Below are 20,243 nucleotides of genomic sequence, written 5' to 3' on the forward strand. Positions count from 1 at the left end.
AATCCTGATTAATTTTCGGGGCTTTTTAAGAAGCATTGTCTTCAAAACCTATAAAAAATTTTAGAAAATGAGCGATCAAAAAATCAGCATCAGCAATGGTAAGTTGGTAGTTCCTGATAATCCAACACTCCCCTTTATTGAAGGTGATGGTACAGGTGTAGACATCTGGCCTGCCTCCAAACACGTTTTCGATTCAGCAGTAGAGAAAGCCTATAAAGGCAAGAAAAAGATAAACTGGAAAGAAGTTTTGGCGGGTGAAAAAGCCTTCAACAAGACCGGGAACTGGTTGCCTGAAGAAACGCTCAATATATTCAAAGAATACCTTGTAGGTATTAAAGGTCCGCTTACAACACCTGTTGGTGGCGGTATCCGTTCTTTAAATGTAGCGCTACGTCAGGAGTTAGATCTTTATGCATGCGTTCGTCCTGTTCGTTGGTTTAAAGGTGTTCCTTCTCCTGTAAAAGAACCACATAAAACGGACATGGTTATCTTCCGCGAAAACACGGAAGATATTTATGCAGGTATCGAGTTCCAGGAAGGTACTGAGGACAACAAAAAGTTTTTAAAGCTTTTTGCTGAAGCTTTTCCTAAGCCTTTCAAAAAAATACGCTTCCCAGAAACCTCAGGTATTGGTATTAAGCCAGTATCTAAAGAAGGTACAGAGCGTTTAGTACGTTCAGCTATTGAATATGCCCTTCAACACAAGAAGCCGAACGTGACTCTGGTTCACAAGGGTAACATTATGAAGTTTACAGAAGGTGGTTTCCGCGATTGGGGATATGCTTTAGCGAAAAATGAATTTGGTGCTAAAGATCTCGATGGCGGACCATGGCAAGTCATTGAAAAGGATGGTCATAAACTAGTCATTAAAGATGCTATTGCAGATGCTTTCCTTCAGCAGATTCTTTTAAGACCAGATGAATATTCAGTAGTAGCTACTCTAAACCTTAACGGTGATTATATTTCTGATGCCCTTGCTGCTATTGTAGGTGGTATTGGTATTGCGCCTGGAGCTAACATCAATTATAAAACCGGTCATGCTATATTTGAAGCAACACATGGTACAGCACCTAAATATGCAGGACAAGATAAAGTTAATCCTGGCTCTGTAATTCTTTCTGGTGTAATGATGTTTGAATACATGGGCTGGCAAGAAGCTGCCGACCTAATAATTAAAGGTTTGGAAAATGCAATTTCGACCAAGAAGGTAACATACGACTTCCACCGTCTTATGGAAGGAGCTACGCTTCTTAAGTGCTCTGAATTTGCAAATGAAATAGTAAAGGGAATGTAAGACCTTTTTGTCTTACCTTAGTAAAAAGAAAGGCTGTCAAACGACAGCCTTTCTTTTTACCATTTTATAAGCTTATACAATAAATTACCCTTTAATGGCTAACATTTTAATAGCCGTAATTGCAGCCTCCTCGCCTTTATTGCCAAGCTTGCCACCAGCACGCTCAAGTGCTTGTTTTTTATTAAGAGTTGTGAGTACGCCAAAAATTGCAGGCTTTTTTGTTTTGATGTTAACTTCTGTAATACCATACGCAACAGCCTGGCAGATATAATCAAAATGAGGTGTGTCACCTTGTATTACACAGCCAAGACATATTACAGCATCAATATCCTTTCTTTCGGCCATCCACAAAGCACCAAGCGTTAATTCGTAACTGCCAGGTACATTCTTTCTTACAATGTTGGTCTTCTTTACACCATGGGCTAATAGAGATTCAACTGCGCCATCGTAAAGCGCTTCTGTAATTTCTTCATTCCATTCGGCAACAATAATGGCAAACCGCTTTCTTGAAAGATTAAGCTTTGTATTGGCCGATCCCGATTTTAAAACTCCTGGCATTTAATATATTATAGGTTGATGAATAAAAAAGGGATAGACAAGCTATCCCTTTTCAATAGTTAATACCTGATTATGAATTTCCTTCTAACCTTGCTTTGAACTTCCTTGCATTTTGGAATTCAGCAGATTGAAAATATTCATTGATGATTTCATCATAAGCCTGTATCGCTTTGTCGTTCTGATTGCTTTTTTCGTAAGCAAGAGCTGCCTTCATTAAATAAGAAGGTGTAAAATATTTGTTAGGTTTATAATCAGCAGCTTTTTGATAGTATTTAGCCGCATCCTCATATTTACCTTCTTCCATATAAGTATCCCCTACTAAGCTATATGCACGCGCCTGCACGAGAAGATCGTTCGAGCTGTAATCCTGAAGATATAAACGTGCTAATTCAAATTTACCTTGTTTAAGATAACATGCGCCAGCATAGTAGTGAGCAAGGTTAGCAGCATCTGTAATGCCGTACTCGTCTATAATATCTCTGAAGCCTAGGTTATTTCCATCGCCGTTAAGGGCAAGATTTAAACTGTCAGACTCGAAGTAGTAGATCGCCTGAAACATTTCGCGCTGTGCTTCAGCGTTCTGATTGTCTTTATAATACTGAAATCCAAAATAGCCGCCAACCAGCAATGCAATAGCGACAGCAACTCCAATAACGGTTTTGGGATTTCTTTCTGCCCAGGTTTCAGCGCCGTGCAATCTGTCTGCAAGTGCCTCAGGACTTTCTAGAATTTCACTTCTGTTTTCTACCTTCTTAGCCATTGTTTTTAAATCAATCCCCAGCTAGTCGGGGAGTGGGCCGCAAAATTACGAATTGTATTGTTCTAATCAAAAACGAAACCCACCCGGTTGGGTGGGTTTTTATAATACTCTTAATCAGTGATGTAAGGATAATCTTGTTGTGCGTAAATATCTTTAAGCGCTTCGGAAGGATCAGGATATTTTGATTCTTCTGCAAACTGCACGCTTTCTTCTACCGCCTGATGCACACGCTGATCGATTGTCTCGATCTCCTGCTCAGTAGCATATTTTTTATCCAAAAGAACTTTCTTCACTACTTCAATTGGATCGCGTTGCTTATATTCTTCTACTTCTTCTTTTGTGCGATATTTAGCAGGGTCAGACATTGAGTGGCCTTTGTAACGATATGTACGGAACTCCAGTAACGAAGGTCCTTCACCATTACGGGCACGTTCTGCGGCTTTAGCTACTGCAATGTGAACCGCCTCAACGCTCATGGCGTCAACTGGCTCAGACGGCATATCGAACGCTTCACCTAATGTATATAATTCAGTTACGTTAGAACTTCTTCTTACAGCTGTACCCATGGCATAACCGTTATTCTCGATTACAAAAATCACCGGCAATTTCCATAACATAGCAAGGTTAAGCGCTTCGTGAAAAGCACCCTGGCGAACAGCACCATCACCCATGTAGCAAATACATAGATTGCCGGTTTTGTTATATTTTTCAGCAAACGCTATCCCTGCACCAAGTGGAATCTGGCCACCTACAATACCGTGGCCTCCAAAAAATCCCTTCTCCTTATCGAAAATGTGCATAGAACCACCTTTGCCTTTAGAAATGCCAGTTTCTTTGGCAAATAATTCAGCCATAACAGCTTTAGGGTCGGTTCCTAAGATAAGCGGGTGAGCATGGTCGCGATAAGCTGTAATCCATTTGTCACCTTTCTGAAGCGCAGAAGCAGCACCAGCCGCGCACGCCTCCTGGCCTATATATAAATGACAAAATCCTTTAATTTTTTGCATTCCATAAAGCTGGCCGGCACGTTCTTCGAACTTTCGCATCAGCTGCATATTCTCATACCAGAACAGATAAGTTTCCTTAGAAAACTCTCCTTTGCCACCTTTTGTGGCCGACTCAGTCTTAGCTTTGGTTGTAGTAGGCATATTCCTAATTTTGAACTGCGAAAATAAACCCCGAACGAACATTCGCCAAACTTTCGATGTAAATAGTGCATGCAAATACAAACACTCCAGCTTATTAACTTTAAAAATTATGCAGAAGCAAGGCTGGACCTATCTGAAAAAATTAACGTTCTGGTTGGGAAAAACGGTAGCGGAAAAACCAATCTACTCGATGCAATTCATTTTTTGTCGCTTACAAAAAGCGCTTTTACATCGGCTGATAACTACTGTATTAAGCAGGGAGAGCAGTTTTTTTCAATAAAAAGTACATTTTCTCGAGGTAATACACATCACGAACTGCTTTGTGCCGTTCAGTCAGGCGCAAAAAAAGTATTTCGTGAAGATGCGAATGACTACCCGAAACTAAGCGATCACATTGGTAAATATCCTGTTGTTTTAATTGCACCAGATGATACCGCTCTTGTAAAAGAGGGTAGCGAGGAGCGGCGAAAGTTCTTCGATAGCATGATAAGCCAGCTAGACAAAGCTTACCTGGAGGCACTTATTCAGTATACCTATGCTATTAAACAGCGAAATAGTTTACTAAAGATGTTTGCCGACACACATTCTTTTGATGGTCTGGCGCTTGAATCATACGACCGCATGCTGGTAAGATCAGGAAACACGCTATATAATAAGCGCGCTGCTTTTGTTGGTGAGTTTGTAACTGTATTTAAAAGGTATTATGATTTTATTGTTGATAATGAGGAGGTGGATTTGCGCTACAACAGCGAATTAAAGAATACCTCTTTCGAGGATGGACTATTAAAGAATAAACAAAGAGACCTTTACCTTCAGCGAACCAGCTTCGGAGTTCACCGCGATGATTATCAGTTTACATTAGGTACCGGAGATCTGAAAAGACTCGGGTCGCAAGGTCAGCAGAAGTCCTTTATTATAGCCCTTAAACTGGCCCAGTTTGAGATTATCAAAAATGCAAAAGGCATTAAGCCCATTCTTTTATTGGATGATATATTTGATAAGTTGGATGACGCAAGAATTGGTAAATTGCTCGAATTAATTAGAAATGAAGAATTTGGTCAGTTATTTATAACCGATGCCCGGCCGGATAGAACAGCGGCATTGTTGGATCAGATTCATGTTTCAGCCACTATGTTTAATGTAGATAACGGATCAATAAGGAAATTATGAGCGGTAGAGATTCGAAAGGAGAGTTTAAATCATTGGGAGATGCCATTCGCGAGTTGTTAAACTCCTACCATCTTACCTCAAAGTTTGATGAGGCCAACCTGATAAACTCGTGGGAGCGGATTGCCGGAAAACCCATCGCCTCCCGCACCAAAAAGATCTTTATACGCAATAAGGTGCTTTTTGTAGAGCTGGATTCACCATCCATGAAACACGATTTCTCCCTCCATAAAAACCAGGTGCTCGAAATCTTTAAAAAAGAGTTTGGTACAGGTATTATTGCTGATATTATAGTAATGTAAGATCCTTCTAAGTCTAATGTAGGTTGGAAGTAGGTTCGATGAACGTTCGGTCTAGGATCGATAAGGGGCCTTTTTATCGATCCTACGTTGTTTTTACGCTGAATCTAGATTGTTTCTTCGATGAATCTATTCCGAAGGTATGAGGTTGGAGCATCGACTTAATCCCCAACATTGTGATTAGGAAGAAGGAAGTATAAACTTCTGGTATCAATGGCTCTGTAAGCATTAGTGAGCCAATCAGCCATTAGTAACCCATCAGAGTGCCTGGGAAATGCCTGCGATTAATCTATGGTATCCTTCGGTCAAAATGCTTCTGACCAAACATCACCGAAGGCGCCCAAGGGGCATCCAGGAAGCAATCTATCGCTATTCTATTGCTCGACAATATGTTAATTTGATTTTGGCAAAAAACAGCTACCGAAGAAAAATCTGAATGGGTATTCAAAATGTAACATTGAAACATTATTTAAAGAGTCAGAGTGGATGCCTTTTACCATCCAGGACCCCGACTTGGATGATTTAGAAAAACTCTTTTTTGAAAGATTTATAAAAATCTAAGAAAATAGATTGCTTATGTTTTGAAAACGTAGAAAAGCGTATAATTTTGCACTCCTGTTTTTCAAGGACGAGTCCTTAAAGCAGGGCAAAGTTCTTCGTTTTATTGAAATTATTGAGGGGGAATACCAAAGCGGCCAACTGGGACAGACTGTAAATCTGTTGTCTTATGACTTCATAGGTTCGAATCCTATTTCCCCCACATATTTCGTTGGAGGTTCAACGTTAAAAGTTATAAACACACTTTGCCATTGAACTTGTAACAAATGAATGCGGGAGTAGCTCAGTTGGTAGAGCGGCAGCCTTCCAAGCTGCAGGTCGCGGGTTCGAACCTCGTCTCCCGCTCTAATAAAATAGTCAATGGTCATCGGTCATTGGGATTGCCATTGACTGACCATTGACTTAAAGCTGTTGTAGCTCAGTGGTAGAGCATCCCGACCTACGTCGGGAAGGTCGATGGGTAACAATACTTAATCTGCCGTTGTAGCTCAGTGGTAGAGCACTTCCTTGGTAAGGAAGAGGTCGACAGTTCAATCCTGTTCAACGGCTCATGGCTGGTGATAAGAAAGTTGATTGATAGCGTGGATCTTCCGACGCATATCGGGAAGGTCGCCAGTTCAATCCTGGCTCTAAAGCGATGAAAGGATGACCAGCTTAGAGAGCGGAAATCAACAGCGAATGTTGACTGGAAGGGTCTGCAACTTAGACTTAGAAAATTTTGAAATAGCCGAATACAGTGCCTAGCGAACACTATTTAGTATCGGCAAATTTCAACGAATAACCCTTATTCGAAAGGCTTACAATGTTTAGGGTGTGCTCTTCTTCTTATACGAAGAAAGACTTGATAGTAAACTCAATTAATAACTATACACTTTAAACTTAACTGGGATTTTCAAATATGGCTAAAGAACAATTCGACCGTTCCAAACCACACGTAAACATTGGAACTATCGGTCACGTTGACCACGGTAAAACTACACTTACCGCTGCTATCACTCAAGTATTAGCGAAAAAAGGTCTTGCTGCTGTTCGTGACTTCTCTTCAATTGACAATGCTCCTGAAGAAAAAGAACGTGGTATTACCATTAACACTTCACACGTAGAATACCAAACTGAGAAACGTCACTATGCTCACGTTGACTGTCCAGGTCACGCTGACTATGTGAAAAACATGGTTACTGGTGCTGCGCAGATGGACGGTGCTATCCTTGTAGTGGCTGCTACTGATGGTCCAATGCCACAAACTCGTGAACACATTCTTCTTGCTCGTCAGGTAGGTGTACCTGCACTTGTTGTGTTCATGAATAAAGTAGACTTAGTTGACGATCCTGAGTTGTTGGATCTTGTAGAAATGGAAGTTCGTGAACTTCTTTCTTCTTATAACTTCCCTGGCGATACAATGCCTGTAATCCGTGGTTCAGCTCTTGGTGGCTTGAATGGCGATGCAAAATGGGTTGCAAAAATTGAGGAACTAATGAATGCAGTTGATGAATTCATTCCAATTCCTGTTCGTCTTGTTGACAAAGATTTCTTGATGCCTGTTGAAGACGTGTTCTCAATCACTGGTCGTGGTACAGTTGCTACTGGCCGTATCGAGCGCGGTGTGATTAAAACTGGTGATCCAGTTCAAATCCTGGGTATGGGTGCTGAAAACCTTACTTCTACTATCACTGGTGTTGAAATGTTCCGTAAGATCCTTGACAGAGGTGAAGCTGGTGATAACGTAGGTCTTCTTCTCCGTGGTATTGAAAAAGAACAAATTAAGAGAGGTATGGTTATTTGTAAACCTAACTCTGTAACTCCTCACGCTAAATTTAAAGCAGAGGTTTACGTTCTTTCGAAAGAAGAAGGTGGTCGTCACACTCCATTCTTTAACAAATACCGTCCTCAGTTCTACTTCCGTACAACTGACGTAACAGGTGAAATTATGCTTCCTGCAGGTGTTGAAATGGTTATGCCTGGTGACAACATCTCAATTGAAGTACAATTGATTAATAAAATCGCTATGGAAAAAGGTCTTCGTTTCGCTATCCGTGAAGGTGGCCGTACCGTAGGATCTGGTCAGGTAACTGAGATTCTTGACTAATATCTAAAAGCTTGAACTAAAAGCAGAAAGCAGGGTAATACCACTTTCTGCTTTTTAGTTTAAATGAGCAGCAACAGGGTGATAATGAAGGAGATAAAAACTTTGTACTTTTTTCATTCTGTTTTTTGCTTTTCAAGCTTTTCCCTTACCTTTGCAGTCCTTTTGGGCTGAGGTATACGGGTGCGGCTCAGGGGATTGAGTAGTTCCCACTAAAGCACTAGAAAAACAGCAAAAACAGGGGTGCAACTCAGTTTCGACAGAACCAGTCAAAAGGAGTTAACCAGATAAAAACAAACGGGTGTAGCTCAATTGGTAGAGTAGCGGTCTCCAAAACCGTTGGCTGGGAGTTCGAGTCTCTCCACCCGTGCAAGAAATCATACCAGGTTAAAAGCCTAGGTAATAAAAAAAGAGATCGATGGAGAAGATAAAAACCTATATCGCAGAAAGCTGGGACGAAATCACTAACAAAGTGACGTGGTCTAAATACAGCGAGCTTCAGGGTAGTGCTATGCTTGTATTAATAGCATCTTCAATTTTTGCGTTGGTTATTGGAGCGATCGATTGGATTTTCAAATCAGGGTTAACTTGGTTTTATAACGAATTTTAATCTTCTGCCGCATGGGTGAATTAAAGTGGTACGTACTCAGAGTCGTTAGCGGCCAGGAAAAGAAAGTTAAGTCTTACCTGGAGACTGAGATCGAACGCTCTAAACTGACGGATTTTATTCCTCAGGTTCTGATCCCATCCGAGAAGGTGTATGAAATGAGAGGTGGTAAGAAAAGGGTAAGAGAAAGAAATTTCTTCCCTGGGTACGTTCTCCTTTCCGCAGATTTAACAAATGGTGAAGCATATCACGCTGTGAATAATATCCCAGGTGTTATTGGCTTCTTGGGTGGTAGCGGAGGTTCTTCTAAAGAACCTGTATCTCTACGTCAATCAGAAGTGAATCGAATTCTTGGTAAGGTTGATGAGATCGACGAACATGAAGTGAAACTTGAGACTCCTTTTATTAAGGGAGAATCTATAAAGGTAATGGATGGTCCTTTCAGCGGGTTTACCGGAACAGTTGAAGAGATCTTTGAAGATAAGAAAAAGCTCAATGTTATGGTTAAAATATTTGGCCGTAACACTCCAGTAGAGTTGAGCTACATGCAAGTAGAAAAGTTAGAATAACGATATTTTTGAGCTAAGCGAATATGGCAAAGGAAGTTACAGGTTATCTGAAATTACAGGTAAAAGGTGGTGCAGCAAACCCTGCTCCTCCAATCGGTCCTGCATTGGGTTCTAAAGGTCTTAACATCATGGACTTTTGTAAGCAGTTCAATGCACGTACACAAGACAAACCAGGTCAGGTGTTACCAGTTTTAATTACTATCTATAATGATAAGTCTTTTGACTTTGTAATTAAGACACCTCCTGCCGCTATTTTGATTCTTGATGCTGCAAAAAAACAAAAAGGCTCTGCTGAACCTAACCGCAATAAAGTAGGATCAATCACCTGGGATCAGGTAAAAACAATTGCTGAAACTAAAATGCCGGATCTTAATGCATTTAAAGTTGAATCTGCAATGAAGATGATTGCAGGTACAGCAAGAAGCATGGGAATTACAATATCAGGTACAGCTCCTTGGGCTAATTAATAGTTACAACAATGGCAAGAATTTCAAAAAACAGAAAAGCTGTTTTAGCAAAATATAACCTGGAGAAACAATACTCTCTGGATGATGCAGCTAAAATGTTGAAAGATATCACTTTCACAAAATTTGACTCATCAGTAGATCTTGATATTCGCTTAGGTGTAGATCCTAAAAAATCAGATCAAATGGTTCGTGGTGTGGTCTCGTTGCCACACGGTATCGGAAAAACTGTACGTGTACTTGTACTTTCCACGCCGGATAAACATCAAGAGGCAAAAGATGCAGGTGCTGATCACGTAGGTTTAGATGATTATATCCAGAAAATTGAACAAGGATGGACAGATATTGATGTTATTATCTGTACACCAACGGTAATGGCAAAAGTGGGTAAACTAGGTAAAGTGCTTGGTCCTCGCGGTTTAATGCCAAACCCTAAATCAGGAACTGTTACGCTTGAAGTTGGTAAAGCTGTTAAAGAAGTAAAAGCAGGTAAAATCGACTTCAAAATTGATAAACAAGGTATCATCCATGTGGGCATTGGAAAAGCTTCCTTCTCGGCTGACAAGATCCGGGACAATGCTGCAGAAATGATCCAAACTGTGGCAAAGCTTAAACCTGCCTCTGCGAAAGGTGCATACTTCAAGAGTATCACTATTTCGACAACAATGAGTCCGGGAGTGGCTGTAGACACTAATTCAATTGCTGGTATTTAAGAAATAGAAACATGACCAGAGAAGAAAAAGCACAGATCATAGACGAACTTGCAGAAAAGTTTGCTAATAACAACCACTTCTATATCACAGATGCTACTGGTTTTACGGTAGCGCAGGTGAATAACTTTAGAAGGCTTTGTTTTAAGAGTGGTATTGAATACCGTGTGTACAAAAACACACTTATTCAAAAAGCACTTGAAAGACAAGATGGAACGGACTTCTCACCTTTATTCAAGACATTGCACGGTTTCTCAGGAGTAATGTTCTCTAAAGAAGTTGGTAATGCTCCTGCTAAAGTAATTGATGAGTTTCGTAAAAAGGTACAAGGCAAACCCGTACTGAAAGGTGCTTCTATAGAAACCGCCCTGTTTATTGGGGATGAGAACCTTCAAACACTTGTTGCGCTTAAATCTAAAAATGAGCTCATCGGTGAAGTTATTTCGTTGCTTCAATCTCCTGCTAAAAATGTTATCTCTGCTCTACAAAGCGGAAAACATACTGTTGCAGGTCTTGTTAAAGCACTCGAAGAACGTGCAAATAAATAATTGTTGAACCCTGAATATTTTAAATTTTACAAAAATGGCTGATATTAAAGCTCTTGGAGATCAACTTGTTGAACTCACCGTTAAAGAAGTTAACGAATTAGCTTCTTATCTTAAAGAAACTTACGGTATCGAACCTGCGGCTGCCGCTGTAGCTGTTGCTGCACCTGGTGCAGGTGGAGCTGGTGGTGGCGCTGCTGCTGCTGAAAAAACTAACTTTGATGTAGTATTGAAAGCACCTGGTGCTAACAAACTTCAAATTGTTAAGTTAGTAAAAGAACTTACTGGTCTTGGCTTGAAAGAAGCTAAAGATATGGTTGATGGTGCTCCTAAGACTATCAAAGAAGGTTTACCTAAAGATGAGGCTGAAAATCTTAAGAAGCAACTTACTGAGGCTGGTGCCGAAGTTGAGTTGAAGTAATCTTCTTAAAGACGAAGAGTACCGTCTAACAGCTTCGGTTAGACCCTGGCTCTGTATCTGGTTAATTTCAGAACAGGCGGGGTCTATCCCTATTTATGCACTTTGGCATATTGTACTCGAACTTTGTAAAGACACATTGTGTTGTGTCTCTGCATGTATATAGGACACAAATTTTTGTGCCACTCATGTCCGGGATTTAGAACCTAAAACGAAACAACCTTGGCAAAGAAGACTAATAATGGTAGAATCGACTTCTCAAGAATTGAGAAGATCCTTGACTACCCTGACTTTCTGGATCTCCAACTCCAGTCATTCAAAGATTTCCTACAAATAGAGACTCCTGCTGAAAAAAGACAAAACGAAGGTCTTTATAAGGTTTTTGCGGAAAATTTCCCTATCAGTGATTCCCGTGAAAACTTTGTTTTGGAGTTTGTTGACTATACTATCGATCCTCCGAAATATGATGTCGATGAGTGCATCGACAGAGGATTAACATTTTCTGTTCCTCTTAAGGCGAAGTTAAGACTTACCTGTAATGATGAGGATAACGAGGACTTCGAAACTATCGAACAGGAAGTGTTCCTTGGCAATATTCCATACATGACAGAGAAAGGTTCGTTTGTGATTAATGGAGCTGAACGCGTTATCGTATCGCAGCTTCACCGTTCTCCAGGTGTGTTCTTTGCTATGAGCAAGCATACCAATGGTACGAAGCTGTATTCAGCACGTATTATTCCTTTCAAAGGATCATGGATTGAATTTGCTACCGATGTGAACGCTGTAATGTATGCGTACATCGACCGTAAAAAGAAATTCCCTGTAACCACGTTGCTGCGTGCGATTGGTTATGGTTCTGATAAAGATATTCTTGATCTCTTTGGATTGTCTGAAGAGGTTGAGGCAAATAAAAATACACTTAAGAAATTCGTAGGCCGTAAGCTAGCTGCGAGGGTGTTGAAAACATGGACTGAAGACTTCGTGGATGAAGATACTGGTGAAGTGGTTTCAATTGACCGTAACGAAGTTCTTTTAGAGCGCGACCATGTAATTGAAGCTGAAGATGTAGATGTAATTCTCGATTCAGGGGTGAAGTCAATTATTCTTCACAGAGATGACATTAACATCACAGATTATAACATCATATTTAACACATTAGCGAAAGATACATCTAACTCTGAAAAAGAGGCAGTTGAATATATCTATCGTCAGCTGAGAAATACTGAAGCTCCCGATGAACAAACAGCTCGCGATATAATTCAGAGCTTGTTCTTCAGCGAAAAGCGTTATGATCTGGGTGAAGTAGGCCGTTACAGAATCAACAAAAAGCTTGGTCTTGACTTAGGTTACGATCAACGCGTGTTGACCAAAGAAGATATCATCCTTATTGTAAAATACTTGATTGGTCTTATCAACTCAAAAGCAGTAGTTGATGATATCGATCACCTTTCTAACAGAAGGGTAAGAACAGTAGGTGAACAGTTATACGCACAATTTGGTGTTGGTCTTGCCCGTATGGCAAGAACTATCAAAGAAAGAATGAACGTTCGCGATAATGAAGACTTTAAGCCTGTTGATCTGATCAACGCGCGTACATTGTCTTCAGTGATCAACTCATTCTTCGGTACCAACCAGCTCTCTCAGTTTATGGATCAAACCAATCCATTGGCCGAGATTACGCACAAGCGCAGAATGTCTGCCCTTGGTCCTGGTGGTCTTTCCAGAGAGCGTGCAGGTTTTGAGGTTCGCGACGTACACTATACGCACTACGGACGTCTTTGTACAATTGAAACTCCGGAAGGTCCAAACATCGGTCTGATCTCTTCACTTTGTGTTCATGCAAAAGTGAATAAGATGGGCTTCATTGAAACTCCTTACAGGAAAGTTGAAGAAGGTAAGGTAAAAGTGAAGGATCCTGTTGTGTTCTTAACGGCAGAAGAAGAAGATACTAACTATATCGCACAGGCAAGTATTCCTATTAAACCTACCGGTGAGTTTATCGACGAGAAGATAAAATCCCGTTACGAAGGTGACTTCCCTGTGGTGGAGCCAAAAGATCTGAAGTACATGGACATTGCTCCTAACCAGATTGTGTCTGTGGCAGCATCGTTAATTCCATTCCTGGAGCATGATGATGCAAACCGTGCGTTGATGGGTTCAAACATGCAACGTCAGGCTGTGCCTTTGATCAGGCCTGAGGCTCCTATTGTAGGAACTGGCCTTGAAAGACAAGTAGCTCTTGACTCACGCGCTCTTATCCTTGCAGAAGGAGACGGTGTTGTTGAGTTTGTTGATGCTAAGAAAATCGTAGTTAAGTATGATGTTACAGATGAGCAACGTCTTGTAAGCTTCGACGACGAATACAAAACCTATAGTCTGGTAAAGTTCAGAAGAACGAACCAGGATACTTGTATAAACTTAACTCCACTGGTAAGAAAAGGGGAGAAACTTGTTAAAGGACAACCTCTTTGCCAGGGATATGCAACACAGAATGGTGAACTGGCGCTTGGTCGTAACCTGCTGGTAGCTTATATGCCGTGGCAGGGGTATAACTTTGAAGATGCTATTGTAATCAGTGAACGCGTTGTTCGTGACGACATCTATACTTCTATTCATATAGAAGAATTTGAACTCGAGGTTCGCGATACGAAACGTGGGGAGGAAGAATTAACTTCTGAAATTCCAAACGTAAGTGAAGAAGCGGTTAAACACCTTGATGAGAATGGTATCATCCGTGTTGGTGCCGAAGTAAAAGAAGGTGACATTCTTATCGGTAAGATTACTCCGAAAGGAGAAACTGATCCGACACCGGAGGAAAAACTTTTGAGAGCAATCTTTGGTGACAAAGCCGGGGATGTGAAGGATGCATCACTTAAGGCGCCTCCATCTTTAAAAGGCGTGGTAATCGACACGAAGCTTTTTTCAAGACCGAAACGTGATAAAGATGTTCGTACCAAGTCTAAGAAAGAGCTCGATGCACTTAAGAATAAGTACAGCAAGCAGCTTACTGATCTTCGTGAAGAAATGATTAAGAAACTTACAACATTGTTAAACGGAAAAACGAGCAATGGTGTAAAGCATAAGTTTGGTGATGAGTTAGTAAGTAAAGGTGTGAAATTCTCTCAAAAGGTGATTGACAACAATCTCTTCCCTGATAAGAATATCTACCGCGATGAAAGCAATTACAATGTTCCTGAAGAAGTGAACTTAATTGCTGACGTGAGCCTTGAAAACTGGACAACCGAAGAGCATACGAATGAGCTTGTTGCTCAGACAGTGAAGAATTACTTGTTAAAGCGTAATACTTATGCTGGTGAATTTAAACGCGAGCGCTTTACGCTTGAAGTTGGTGATGAACTTCCTACAGGAATCGTTCAGCTTGCTAAAGTTTACATTGCTAAGAAGCGTAAATTGAAAGTTGGCGATAAGATGGCAGGTCGTCACGGTAATAAAGGGGTTGTGGCAAGAATTGTTCAGGAACAAGATATGCCGTTCCTTGCTGATGGAACACCGGTTGATATTTGCTTAAACCCGCTTGGTGTACCTTCTCGTATGAACCTGGGGCAGATATATGAAACTGTTCTTGCGTGGGCAGGACATAAGCTAGGTAAGAAATACGCTACGCCAATTTTTGATGGTGCTACACTTGATGATGTACAAACTGAATTGAAAGAAGCTGGTTTGCCAGAGTACGGAAGAACATATCTGTATGACGGATTGACTGGTGAGAAATTCGATCAGCCAGTAACAGTAGGTATGGCTTACATGCTGAAACTTGGTCACCTTGTAGATGATAAAATGCACGCACGTTCAATCGGGCCTTACTCGCTTATCACACAGCAACCGCTTGGTGGTAAAGCACAGTTCGGTGGACAGCGTTTCGGAGAAATGGAGGTTTGGGCAATCGAGGCATTCGGTGCATCTCATATCCTTCAGGAAATACTGACCATTAAGTCCGACGACGTTATAGGTCGTGCTAAAGCATATGAAGCGATTGTTAAAGGGGAGAACATGCGCAAACCAAATATTCCTGAATCATTCAACGTATTGGTTCATGAGTTAAGGGGTCTTGCTCTTGAAATCACAATGGACTAACATTCCATATAGGCAGAAGGTAAACTGGAAACAGTGGCCTTCTGCTGACATTAAACTTGAAACTTGAAAAACCTGAAAACTTAAAATATGTCTTTCAGAAAAAATAAAAAGATTAACAACGACTTCTCTAAAATTACCATCAGCCTTGCTTCTCCTGAATCTATTCTTGAGAGTTCACATGGTGAGGTAACACAGCCAGAAACAATAAACTACAGAACTTACAAGCCTGAGATGGGTGGTTTGTTCTGTGAGCGAATTTTTGGACCAGTTAAGGACTGGGAGTGTCATTGTGGTAAGTATAAGAGAATTCGTTATAAAGGCATTATTTGCGATCGCTGCGGTGTAGAAGTTACTGAGAAGAAGGTTAGACGCGAACGCATGGGCCATATTGAATTGGTTGTACCAGTAGCTCATATCTGGTATTTCCGTTCTCTTCCTAATAAGATCGGTTACCTTTTAGGTTTGCCTACGAAGAAGCTTGATCAGATTATTTATTACGAACGTTATGTAGTTATTCAGCCAGGTATTAAGGAAGAAGACGGAGTTAACCGTCTGGATTTTCTTACTGAAGAAGAGTACCTGGATATCGTTGATAAACTACCCCGCGAAAACCAGTTACTCGATGACAATGATCCTAAAAAATTCATTGCTAAAATGGGTGCTGACGCCCTTGAGATGCTTCTTTCAAGGACACGTTTGGATGAGTTGTCTTACGACTTAAGACACCAGGCAGCTACAGATACATCACAGCAACGTAAGGCGGAAGCTTTAAAGCGTCTGAAAGTTGTTGAGGCCTTCCGCGAAGCTCGTACTCGTATTGAGAACAAACCTGAATGGATGGTTATTAAGATGGTGCCTGTAATTCCTCCAGAATTGCGTCCTCTTGTACCTCTTGATGGTGGTCGTTTCGCTACATCAGATTTGAATGATCTTTATAGACGTGTTATTATCCGTAACAACCGTCTGAAGAGATTAATAGATATTAAAGCGCCCGAAGTAATCTTACGTAACGAAAAACGTATGCTTCAGGAAGCTGTTGACTCTCTGTTTGATAATTCACGTAAAGTGAATGCTGTTCGTTCAGATGGAAACCGTGCATTGAAGTCTTTAAGCGATATGCTTAAAGGTAAGCAAGGACGTTTCCGTCAAAACCTACTCGGTAAAAGGGTTGACTACTCTGGTCGTTCTGTTATCGTAGTTGGTCCTGAGCTTAAGCTTCATGAGTGTGGTTTGCCGAAGGATATGGCAGCTGAGTTGTTCAAGCCATTCATTATCCGTAAGCTTATTGAAAGGGGAATTGTAAAAACAGTTAAGTCTGCAAAGAAAATTGTTGATAGAAAGGATCCTGTAATTTGGGATATTTTGGAAAACGTATTGAAAGGACATCCTGTTCTTTTGAACCGTGCTCCAACGCTTCACAGACTGGGTATACAGGCTTTCCAGCCTAAGTTAATTGAAGGAAAAGCTATTCAGCTTCACCCGCTCGTATGTACTGCGTTTAACGCTGACTTTGACGGTGACCAGATGGCTGTACACGTTCCTCTTGGACAAGAAGCAATTCTTGAAGCTTCAATGCTTATGCTTTCTTCACATAATATCCTTAACCCTGCCAACGGTGCACCTATCACGGTACCATCTCAGGATATGGTGTTGGGACTGTATTACTTAACTAAAGGTAGGAAGTCTACACCTGAGTTTCCTGTAAAAGGAGAAGGAAAGAAATTCTATTCAGCAGAAGAAGTAATTGTGGCTTATAATGAAGGAAAAGTTTCAAAGCATGCAATTATAAAAGTAAGAGTTAAGGTACGGGATAAGAAAACTGGTGACCTTCAGTATAAACAAATTGAAACCGTAGTAGGCCGTGTTCTCTTCAATCAAACTGTTCCTGAAGAAGTAGGTTTTGTGGATGAACTGCTAACTAAGAAGAAGCTTCAGACTATTATCTCTGATGTGTTCAAGCTCGCTGGTTTGTCGAAAACAGCAAAGTTCCTTGATGACATTAAGGATCTTGGTTTCCAGATGGCTTATAAAGGTGGTCTTTCAATGGGTCTTAACGACGTTAAGGTTCCATCAGAAAAAGAGAAGCTTGTAGCTAATGCACAGGAAGAGGTTGATTCTGTATGGAATAACTATATGATGGGTCTTATTACAGATAACGAGCGCTATAATCAGGTGATCGATATCTGGACAAGAACAAATACACTTCTAACCAATACGCTGATGAAGCAATTGGAAGAAGATCAGCAAGGATTTAACTCCATCTACATGATGATGCACTCTGGTGCTCGTGGATCGAGAGAGCAGATCCGTCAGTTAGGTGGTATGCGTGGTTTGATGGCGAAGCCTCAGAAGAACTTAGCAGGTTCTGTTGGTTCTATCATCGAGAACCCTATCCTTTCAAACTTTAAAGAAGGATTGGATGTATTGGAGTACTTTATCTCTACTCATGGCGCACGTAAAGGTCTTGCGGATACTGCCTTGAAGACAGCTGATGCGGGTTACTTAACTCGTAGGTTAGTTGACGTTGCTCATGATTTAGTGGTAACAGAAGAGGATTGTGGTACACTTCGTGGATTGAAAGTAACAGCATTAAAAGATAACGAAGATATCGTTGAGCCGCTTTCTGAAAGAATAGTTGGTCGTGTAACAGTACACGCTGTTTTTGATCCTGTTAATGATGAGTTGATTGTTGACGCTAACGAGGAGATAACTGACGAAATCGCTAAGAAGATCGAAGAGACTGCGATAGAAGAAGTTGAGATTCGTTCGCTTCTTACTTGTGAGTCTAAAATTGGTGGTTGCGCTAAATGTTACGGTAGAAACCTTTCTACTGGTAAAATGGTACAGACAGGTGAGGCAGTAGGTGTTATTGCAGCTCAATCAATTGGCGAACCTGGTACTCAGCTTACACTTCGCACTTTCCACGTGGGTGGTACTGCTTCCAATATTGCAGTTGAAGCAAACATTAAAGCTAAGTTCTCAGGTTTTGTAGAATTTGAAGGTATTCGTATCATTGATACTACTGATAATGACAATAATCCTGTTCAGGTTGTAATGGGCCGTACAGGTGAAATAAGAATTGTAGATAATGATAAATCCCGCGTGCTTATTACTAATAACGTTCCTTATGGCGCGTTTTTGAAAGTAAAAGACGGACAAAAAGTAGAGAAAGGTGATGAGCTGTGTTTCTGGGATCCTTACAATGCAGTAATTCTTTCTGAGTTTGAAGGAGTAATTGAATACGAATCGATTATAGAAGGTGTTACCTATAAAGAAGAGTCTGACGAACAGACTGGTCACAGAGAAAAGGTAATTACTGAAACAAGAGATAAGACTAAAAACCCTGCAGTTGTTGTTAGAGGCAGTGCAGAACCTAAGGCTTACAACGTGCCTGTAGGGGCTCACTTGGCTGTTGATGCAGGTGAGAAAATTAAAGCAGGTCAAGTACTTGCTAAGATTCCTCGTACAATGGGTAAATCAAGAGATATTACCGGAGGTCTTCCTCGTGTAACTGAATTGTTTGAAGCACGTAATCCTTCTAATCCAGCTGTTGTATCCGAGATAGACGGTGTGGTTACTTATGGAGGTATTAAGCGTGGTAACAGAGAGATCTTTATTGAATCTCGTGATGGTGTTCAGAAGCGTTATTTGGTGCCATTGTCTAAACATATTCTTGTTCAGGATAACGATTTTGTAAAAGCAGGTCAACCCTTATCTGATGGTTCAATCACGCCTTCTGATATCTTATTGATTAAAGGACCTACTGCAGTACAAGAGTACTTAGTAAATGAGATTCAAGAAGTATATCGTCTGCAGGGTGTGAAGATCAATGATAAACACATTGAAGCTATTGTTAGTCAAATGATGCAGAAGGTTGAGATTATCGATCCAGGAGACACTAACTTCTTACCAGGAGAATTTGTAGATAAGTTTGTTTTCCGTGAAGAAAACGATCAGGTTCTTGATAAAAAAGTAGTTACTGATGCTGGTGATTCTCAAAACTTTAAGCCGGGACAGATTATCACAGCCCGTGACCTTCGCGATGAAAATTCAGCTTTAAGGAGAAAAGATCAGAAGTTGGTTGAAGTGAGGGATGCCCTTGCGGCGGTTTCGAGACCTACATTGCAAGGTATTACGCAGGCGTCATTGAAAACTGAAAGCTGGTTATCTGCCGCATCGTTCCAGGAAACTACTAAAGTGTTAAGTGAAGCTGCGATTCGCGGTAAAACTGACTGGTTGATGGGTATGAAAGAAAACGTAATTGTTGGACACTTGATACCTGCAGGTACTGGTCAGCGGAAGTTCAATGATATCATTGTAACTCACAAGGATGAGTATAATGCATTGACTAGTGCAGAAGCTCGTACTAGAGACAGAGAAAAAGAACTTCAGGATTAAATAATAGTCAATAGTCATTGGTCATAGTCATTAATCAGTAGGGTAAGCCCTTTGATTAATGACTTTTTCCTTTGGACGAATTAGTTTGCAGAGTACATAAGCGCTTGACCAATGAACTTAAATTAAGATGGCAGACGAAAAGAATAAACAACAGCCGCCTCAGAACCAGATAAATATTGAATTAACAGAGGAAACCGCAGAGGGTATTTATTCAAATCTGGCAATGATTGCTCATTCAAATAGTGAGTTTGTTATTGATTTTATTCGACTTATGCCTGGTGTTCCAAAGGCTAAGGTCAAATCGAGAATTATAATTACTCCGGAGCATGCTAAGCGATTTCTTTTAGCACTCAAGGATAATATTGAAAAATACGAAGCTGCTTTTGGTACAATAAAGAGAACGGAGGACATGCCTAAGTTCCCCATGAACTTTGGTGGTGCAATGGGAGAAGCGTGATGACAGCAAAGGAGAAGATTAATCTCTAAAAGATTGATACAAAGCGTTTCTGATAAAGAAATTTCTTATTAGTCTTTTGTAGGTTTCCTTCTTCTGACTACCTTTGCAGTCCT

16 protein-coding genes and 4 tRNA genes are annotated in these 20,243 nt (G+C 40.7%); 17 read left to right on the forward strand and 3 right to left on the reverse strand.

All coding sequences use genetic code 11. From position 1 onward, the window contains the following. The first annotated feature begins 67 nt into the window (after positions 1-67). Positions 68-1,294: an NADP-dependent isocitrate dehydrogenase gene (gene icd, locus KK060_RS02065; protein WP_254151742.1), complete on the forward strand. Its 1,227-nt coding sequence runs from the start codon at positions 68-70 to the stop codon at positions 1,292-1,294. An 84-nt stretch (positions 1,295-1,378) separates the two neighbouring features. Here icd and ribH read toward each other — a convergent pair whose 3' ends face one another. The 3 genes from ribH to pdhA form a co-directional block, all read right to left on the reverse strand. After that, positions 1,379-1,852, reverse strand: a complete 474-nt coding sequence (gene ribH, locus KK060_RS02070; protein ID WP_254151743.1) for a 6,7-dimethyl-8-ribityllumazine synthase — start codon at positions 1,850-1,852, stop codon at positions 1,379-1,381. Between the two features lie 70 nt (positions 1,853-1,922). After that, a complete protein-coding gene (locus tag KK060_RS02075) occupies positions 1,923-2,612 on the reverse strand; it encodes a tetratricopeptide repeat protein (RefSeq protein WP_254151744.1) in 690 nt (229 codons plus the stop codon). Positions 2,613-2,722: 110 nt separating this feature from the next. After that, on the reverse strand, positions 2,723-3,760 hold the full coding sequence (pdhA, locus tag KK060_RS02080) for a pyruvate dehydrogenase (acetyl-transferring) E1 component subunit alpha (protein ID WP_254151745.1): 1,038 nt from the start codon (positions 3,758-3,760) through the stop codon (positions 2,723-2,725). 69 nt (positions 3,761-3,829) lie between these two features. Here pdhA and recF point away from each other — a divergent pair, with 69 nt between their 5' ends. From recF to KK060_RS02160, 16 genes are all read left to right on the forward strand, one after another. Next, entirely contained in the window at positions 3,830-4,930 is a 1,101-nt protein-coding gene (gene recF / locus KK060_RS02085) for a DNA replication/repair protein RecF (protein WP_254151746.1), read from the forward strand. After that, positions 4,927-5,229 (forward strand): DciA family protein, encoded by a 303-nt coding sequence (locus KK060_RS02090; RefSeq protein ID WP_254151747.1) that lies wholly within the window; start codon positions 4,927-4,929, stop codon positions 5,227-5,229. Before recF ends, KK060_RS02090 begins: the two co-directional genes overlap by 4 nt. A gap of 674 nt (positions 5,230-5,903) precedes the next feature. Further along, positions 5,904-5,986 (forward strand) — tRNA-Tyr (locus KK060_RS02095). A 70-nt stretch (positions 5,987-6,056) separates the two neighbouring features. Continuing rightward, a tRNA-Gly gene (locus KK060_RS02100) sits at positions 6,057-6,129 on the forward strand. A gap of 132 nt (positions 6,130-6,261) precedes the next feature. After that, a tRNA-Thr gene (locus KK060_RS02105) sits at positions 6,262-6,333 on the forward strand. Positions 6,334-6,682: 349 nt separating this feature from the next. Next, positions 6,683-7,870 (forward strand): elongation factor Tu, encoded by a 1,188-nt coding sequence (gene tuf, locus KK060_RS02110; RefSeq protein ID WP_254151748.1) that lies wholly within the window; start codon positions 6,683-6,685, stop codon positions 7,868-7,870. A gap of 294 nt (positions 7,871-8,164) precedes the next feature. Then, a tRNA-Trp gene (locus KK060_RS02115) sits at positions 8,165-8,237 on the forward strand. Positions 8,238-8,285: 48 nt separating this feature from the next. Then, positions 8,286-8,477 carry a preprotein translocase subunit SecE gene (gene secE / locus KK060_RS02120; protein ID WP_254151749.1) on the forward strand — a complete coding sequence of 64 codons (192 nt, stop codon included), beginning with the start codon at positions 8,286-8,288 and terminating at the stop codon, positions 8,475-8,477. A gap of 11 nt (positions 8,478-8,488) precedes the next feature. Next, complete coding sequence (gene nusG, locus KK060_RS02125) at positions 8,489-9,043, forward strand: transcription termination/antitermination protein NusG (RefSeq protein WP_254151750.1); 555 nt, start codon at positions 8,489-8,491, stop codon at positions 9,041-9,043. Between the two features lie 23 nt (positions 9,044-9,066). Continuing rightward, positions 9,067-9,510 (forward strand): 50S ribosomal protein L11, encoded by a 444-nt coding sequence (gene rplK, locus KK060_RS02130; RefSeq protein WP_254151751.1) that lies wholly within the window; start codon positions 9,067-9,069, stop codon positions 9,508-9,510. A gap of 11 nt (positions 9,511-9,521) precedes the next feature. After that, positions 9,522-10,220, forward strand: coding sequence for a 50S ribosomal protein L1 (gene rplA / locus KK060_RS02135; protein WP_254151752.1), 699 nt, complete (start codon positions 9,522-9,524; stop codon positions 10,218-10,220). Between the two features lie 11 nt (positions 10,221-10,231). Next, positions 10,232-10,765 carry a 50S ribosomal protein L10 gene (gene rplJ, locus KK060_RS02140; protein WP_254151753.1) on the forward strand — a complete coding sequence of 178 codons (534 nt, stop codon included), beginning with the start codon at positions 10,232-10,234 and terminating at the stop codon, positions 10,763-10,765. Between the two features lie 34 nt (positions 10,766-10,799). Beyond that, entirely contained in the window at positions 10,800-11,183 is a 384-nt protein-coding gene (gene rplL / locus KK060_RS02145) for a 50S ribosomal protein L7/L12 (RefSeq protein WP_254151754.1), read from the forward strand. A 219-nt stretch (positions 11,184-11,402) separates the two neighbouring features. After that, positions 11,403-15,275 (forward strand): DNA-directed RNA polymerase subunit beta, encoded by a 3,873-nt coding sequence (gene rpoB, locus KK060_RS02150; RefSeq protein WP_254151755.1) that lies wholly within the window; start codon positions 11,403-11,405, stop codon positions 15,273-15,275. Positions 15,276-15,362: 87 nt separating this feature from the next. Continuing rightward, positions 15,363-19,673, forward strand: coding sequence for a DNA-directed RNA polymerase subunit beta' (gene rpoC, locus KK060_RS02155; protein ID WP_254151756.1), 4,311 nt, complete (start codon positions 15,363-15,365; stop codon positions 19,671-19,673). Between the two features lie 127 nt (positions 19,674-19,800). Further along, positions 19,801-20,130: a DUF3467 domain-containing protein gene (locus KK060_RS02160; protein WP_254151757.1), complete on the forward strand. Its 330-nt coding sequence runs from the start codon at positions 19,801-19,803 to the stop codon at positions 20,128-20,130. Positions 20,131-20,243: the final 113 nt, after the last annotated feature.

The organism is Chryseosolibacter indicum, from assembly GCF_018598585.1.
Classification (GTDB): Bacteria; Bacteroidota; Bacteroidia; order Cytophagales; family Cyclobacteriaceae; genus Chryseosolibacter; species Chryseosolibacter indicus.

Bases quoted from the DNA above. Each gene is read 5' to 3' on its own strand.
- nusG (WP_254151750.1), top strand. From the start codon at position 8,489: ATGGGTGAATTAAAGTGGTACGTACTCAGAGTCGTTAGCGGCCAGGAA.
- KK060_RS02075 (WP_254151744.1), bottom strand. From the start codon at position 2,612: ATGGCTAAGAAGGTAGAAAACAGAAGTGAAATTCTAGAAAGTCCTGAG.
- KK060_RS02160 (WP_254151757.1), top strand. From the start codon at position 19,801: ATGGCAGACGAAAAGAATAAACAACAGCCGCCTCAGAACCAGATAAAT.
- secE (WP_254151749.1), top strand. From the start codon at position 8,286: ATGGAGAAGATAAAAACCTATATCGCAGAAAGCTGGGACGAAATCACT.
- KK060_RS02090 (WP_254151747.1), top strand. From the start codon at position 4,927: ATGAGCGGTAGAGATTCGAAAGGAGAGTTTAAATCATTGGGAGATGCC.
- rplA (WP_254151752.1), top strand. From the start codon at position 9,522: ATGGCAAGAATTTCAAAAAACAGAAAAGCTGTTTTAGCAAAATATAAC.
- icd (WP_254151742.1), top strand. From the start codon at position 68: ATGAGCGATCAAAAAATCAGCATCAGCAATGGTAAGTTGGTAGTTCCT.
- rplL (WP_254151754.1), top strand. From the start codon at position 10,800: ATGGCTGATATTAAAGCTCTTGGAGATCAACTTGTTGAACTCACCGTT.
- rplJ (WP_254151753.1), top strand. From the start codon at position 10,232: ATGACCAGAGAAGAAAAAGCACAGATCATAGACGAACTTGCAGAAAAG.
- ribH (WP_254151743.1), bottom strand. From the start codon at position 1,852: ATGCCAGGAGTTTTAAAATCGGGATCGGCCAATACAAAGCTTAATCTT.
- recF (WP_254151746.1), top strand. From the start codon at position 3,830: ATGCAAATACAAACACTCCAGCTTATTAACTTTAAAAATTATGCAGAA.
- tuf (WP_254151748.1), top strand. From the start codon at position 6,683: ATGGCTAAAGAACAATTCGACCGTTCCAAACCACACGTAAACATTGGA.
- pdhA (WP_254151745.1), bottom strand. From the start codon at position 3,760: ATGCCTACTACAACCAAAGCTAAGACTGAGTCGGCCACAAAAGGTGGC.
- rpoC (WP_254151756.1), top strand. From the start codon at position 15,363: ATGTCTTTCAGAAAAAATAAAAAGATTAACAACGACTTCTCTAAAATT.
- rplK (WP_254151751.1), top strand. From the start codon at position 9,067: ATGGCAAAGGAAGTTACAGGTTATCTGAAATTACAGGTAAAAGGTGGT.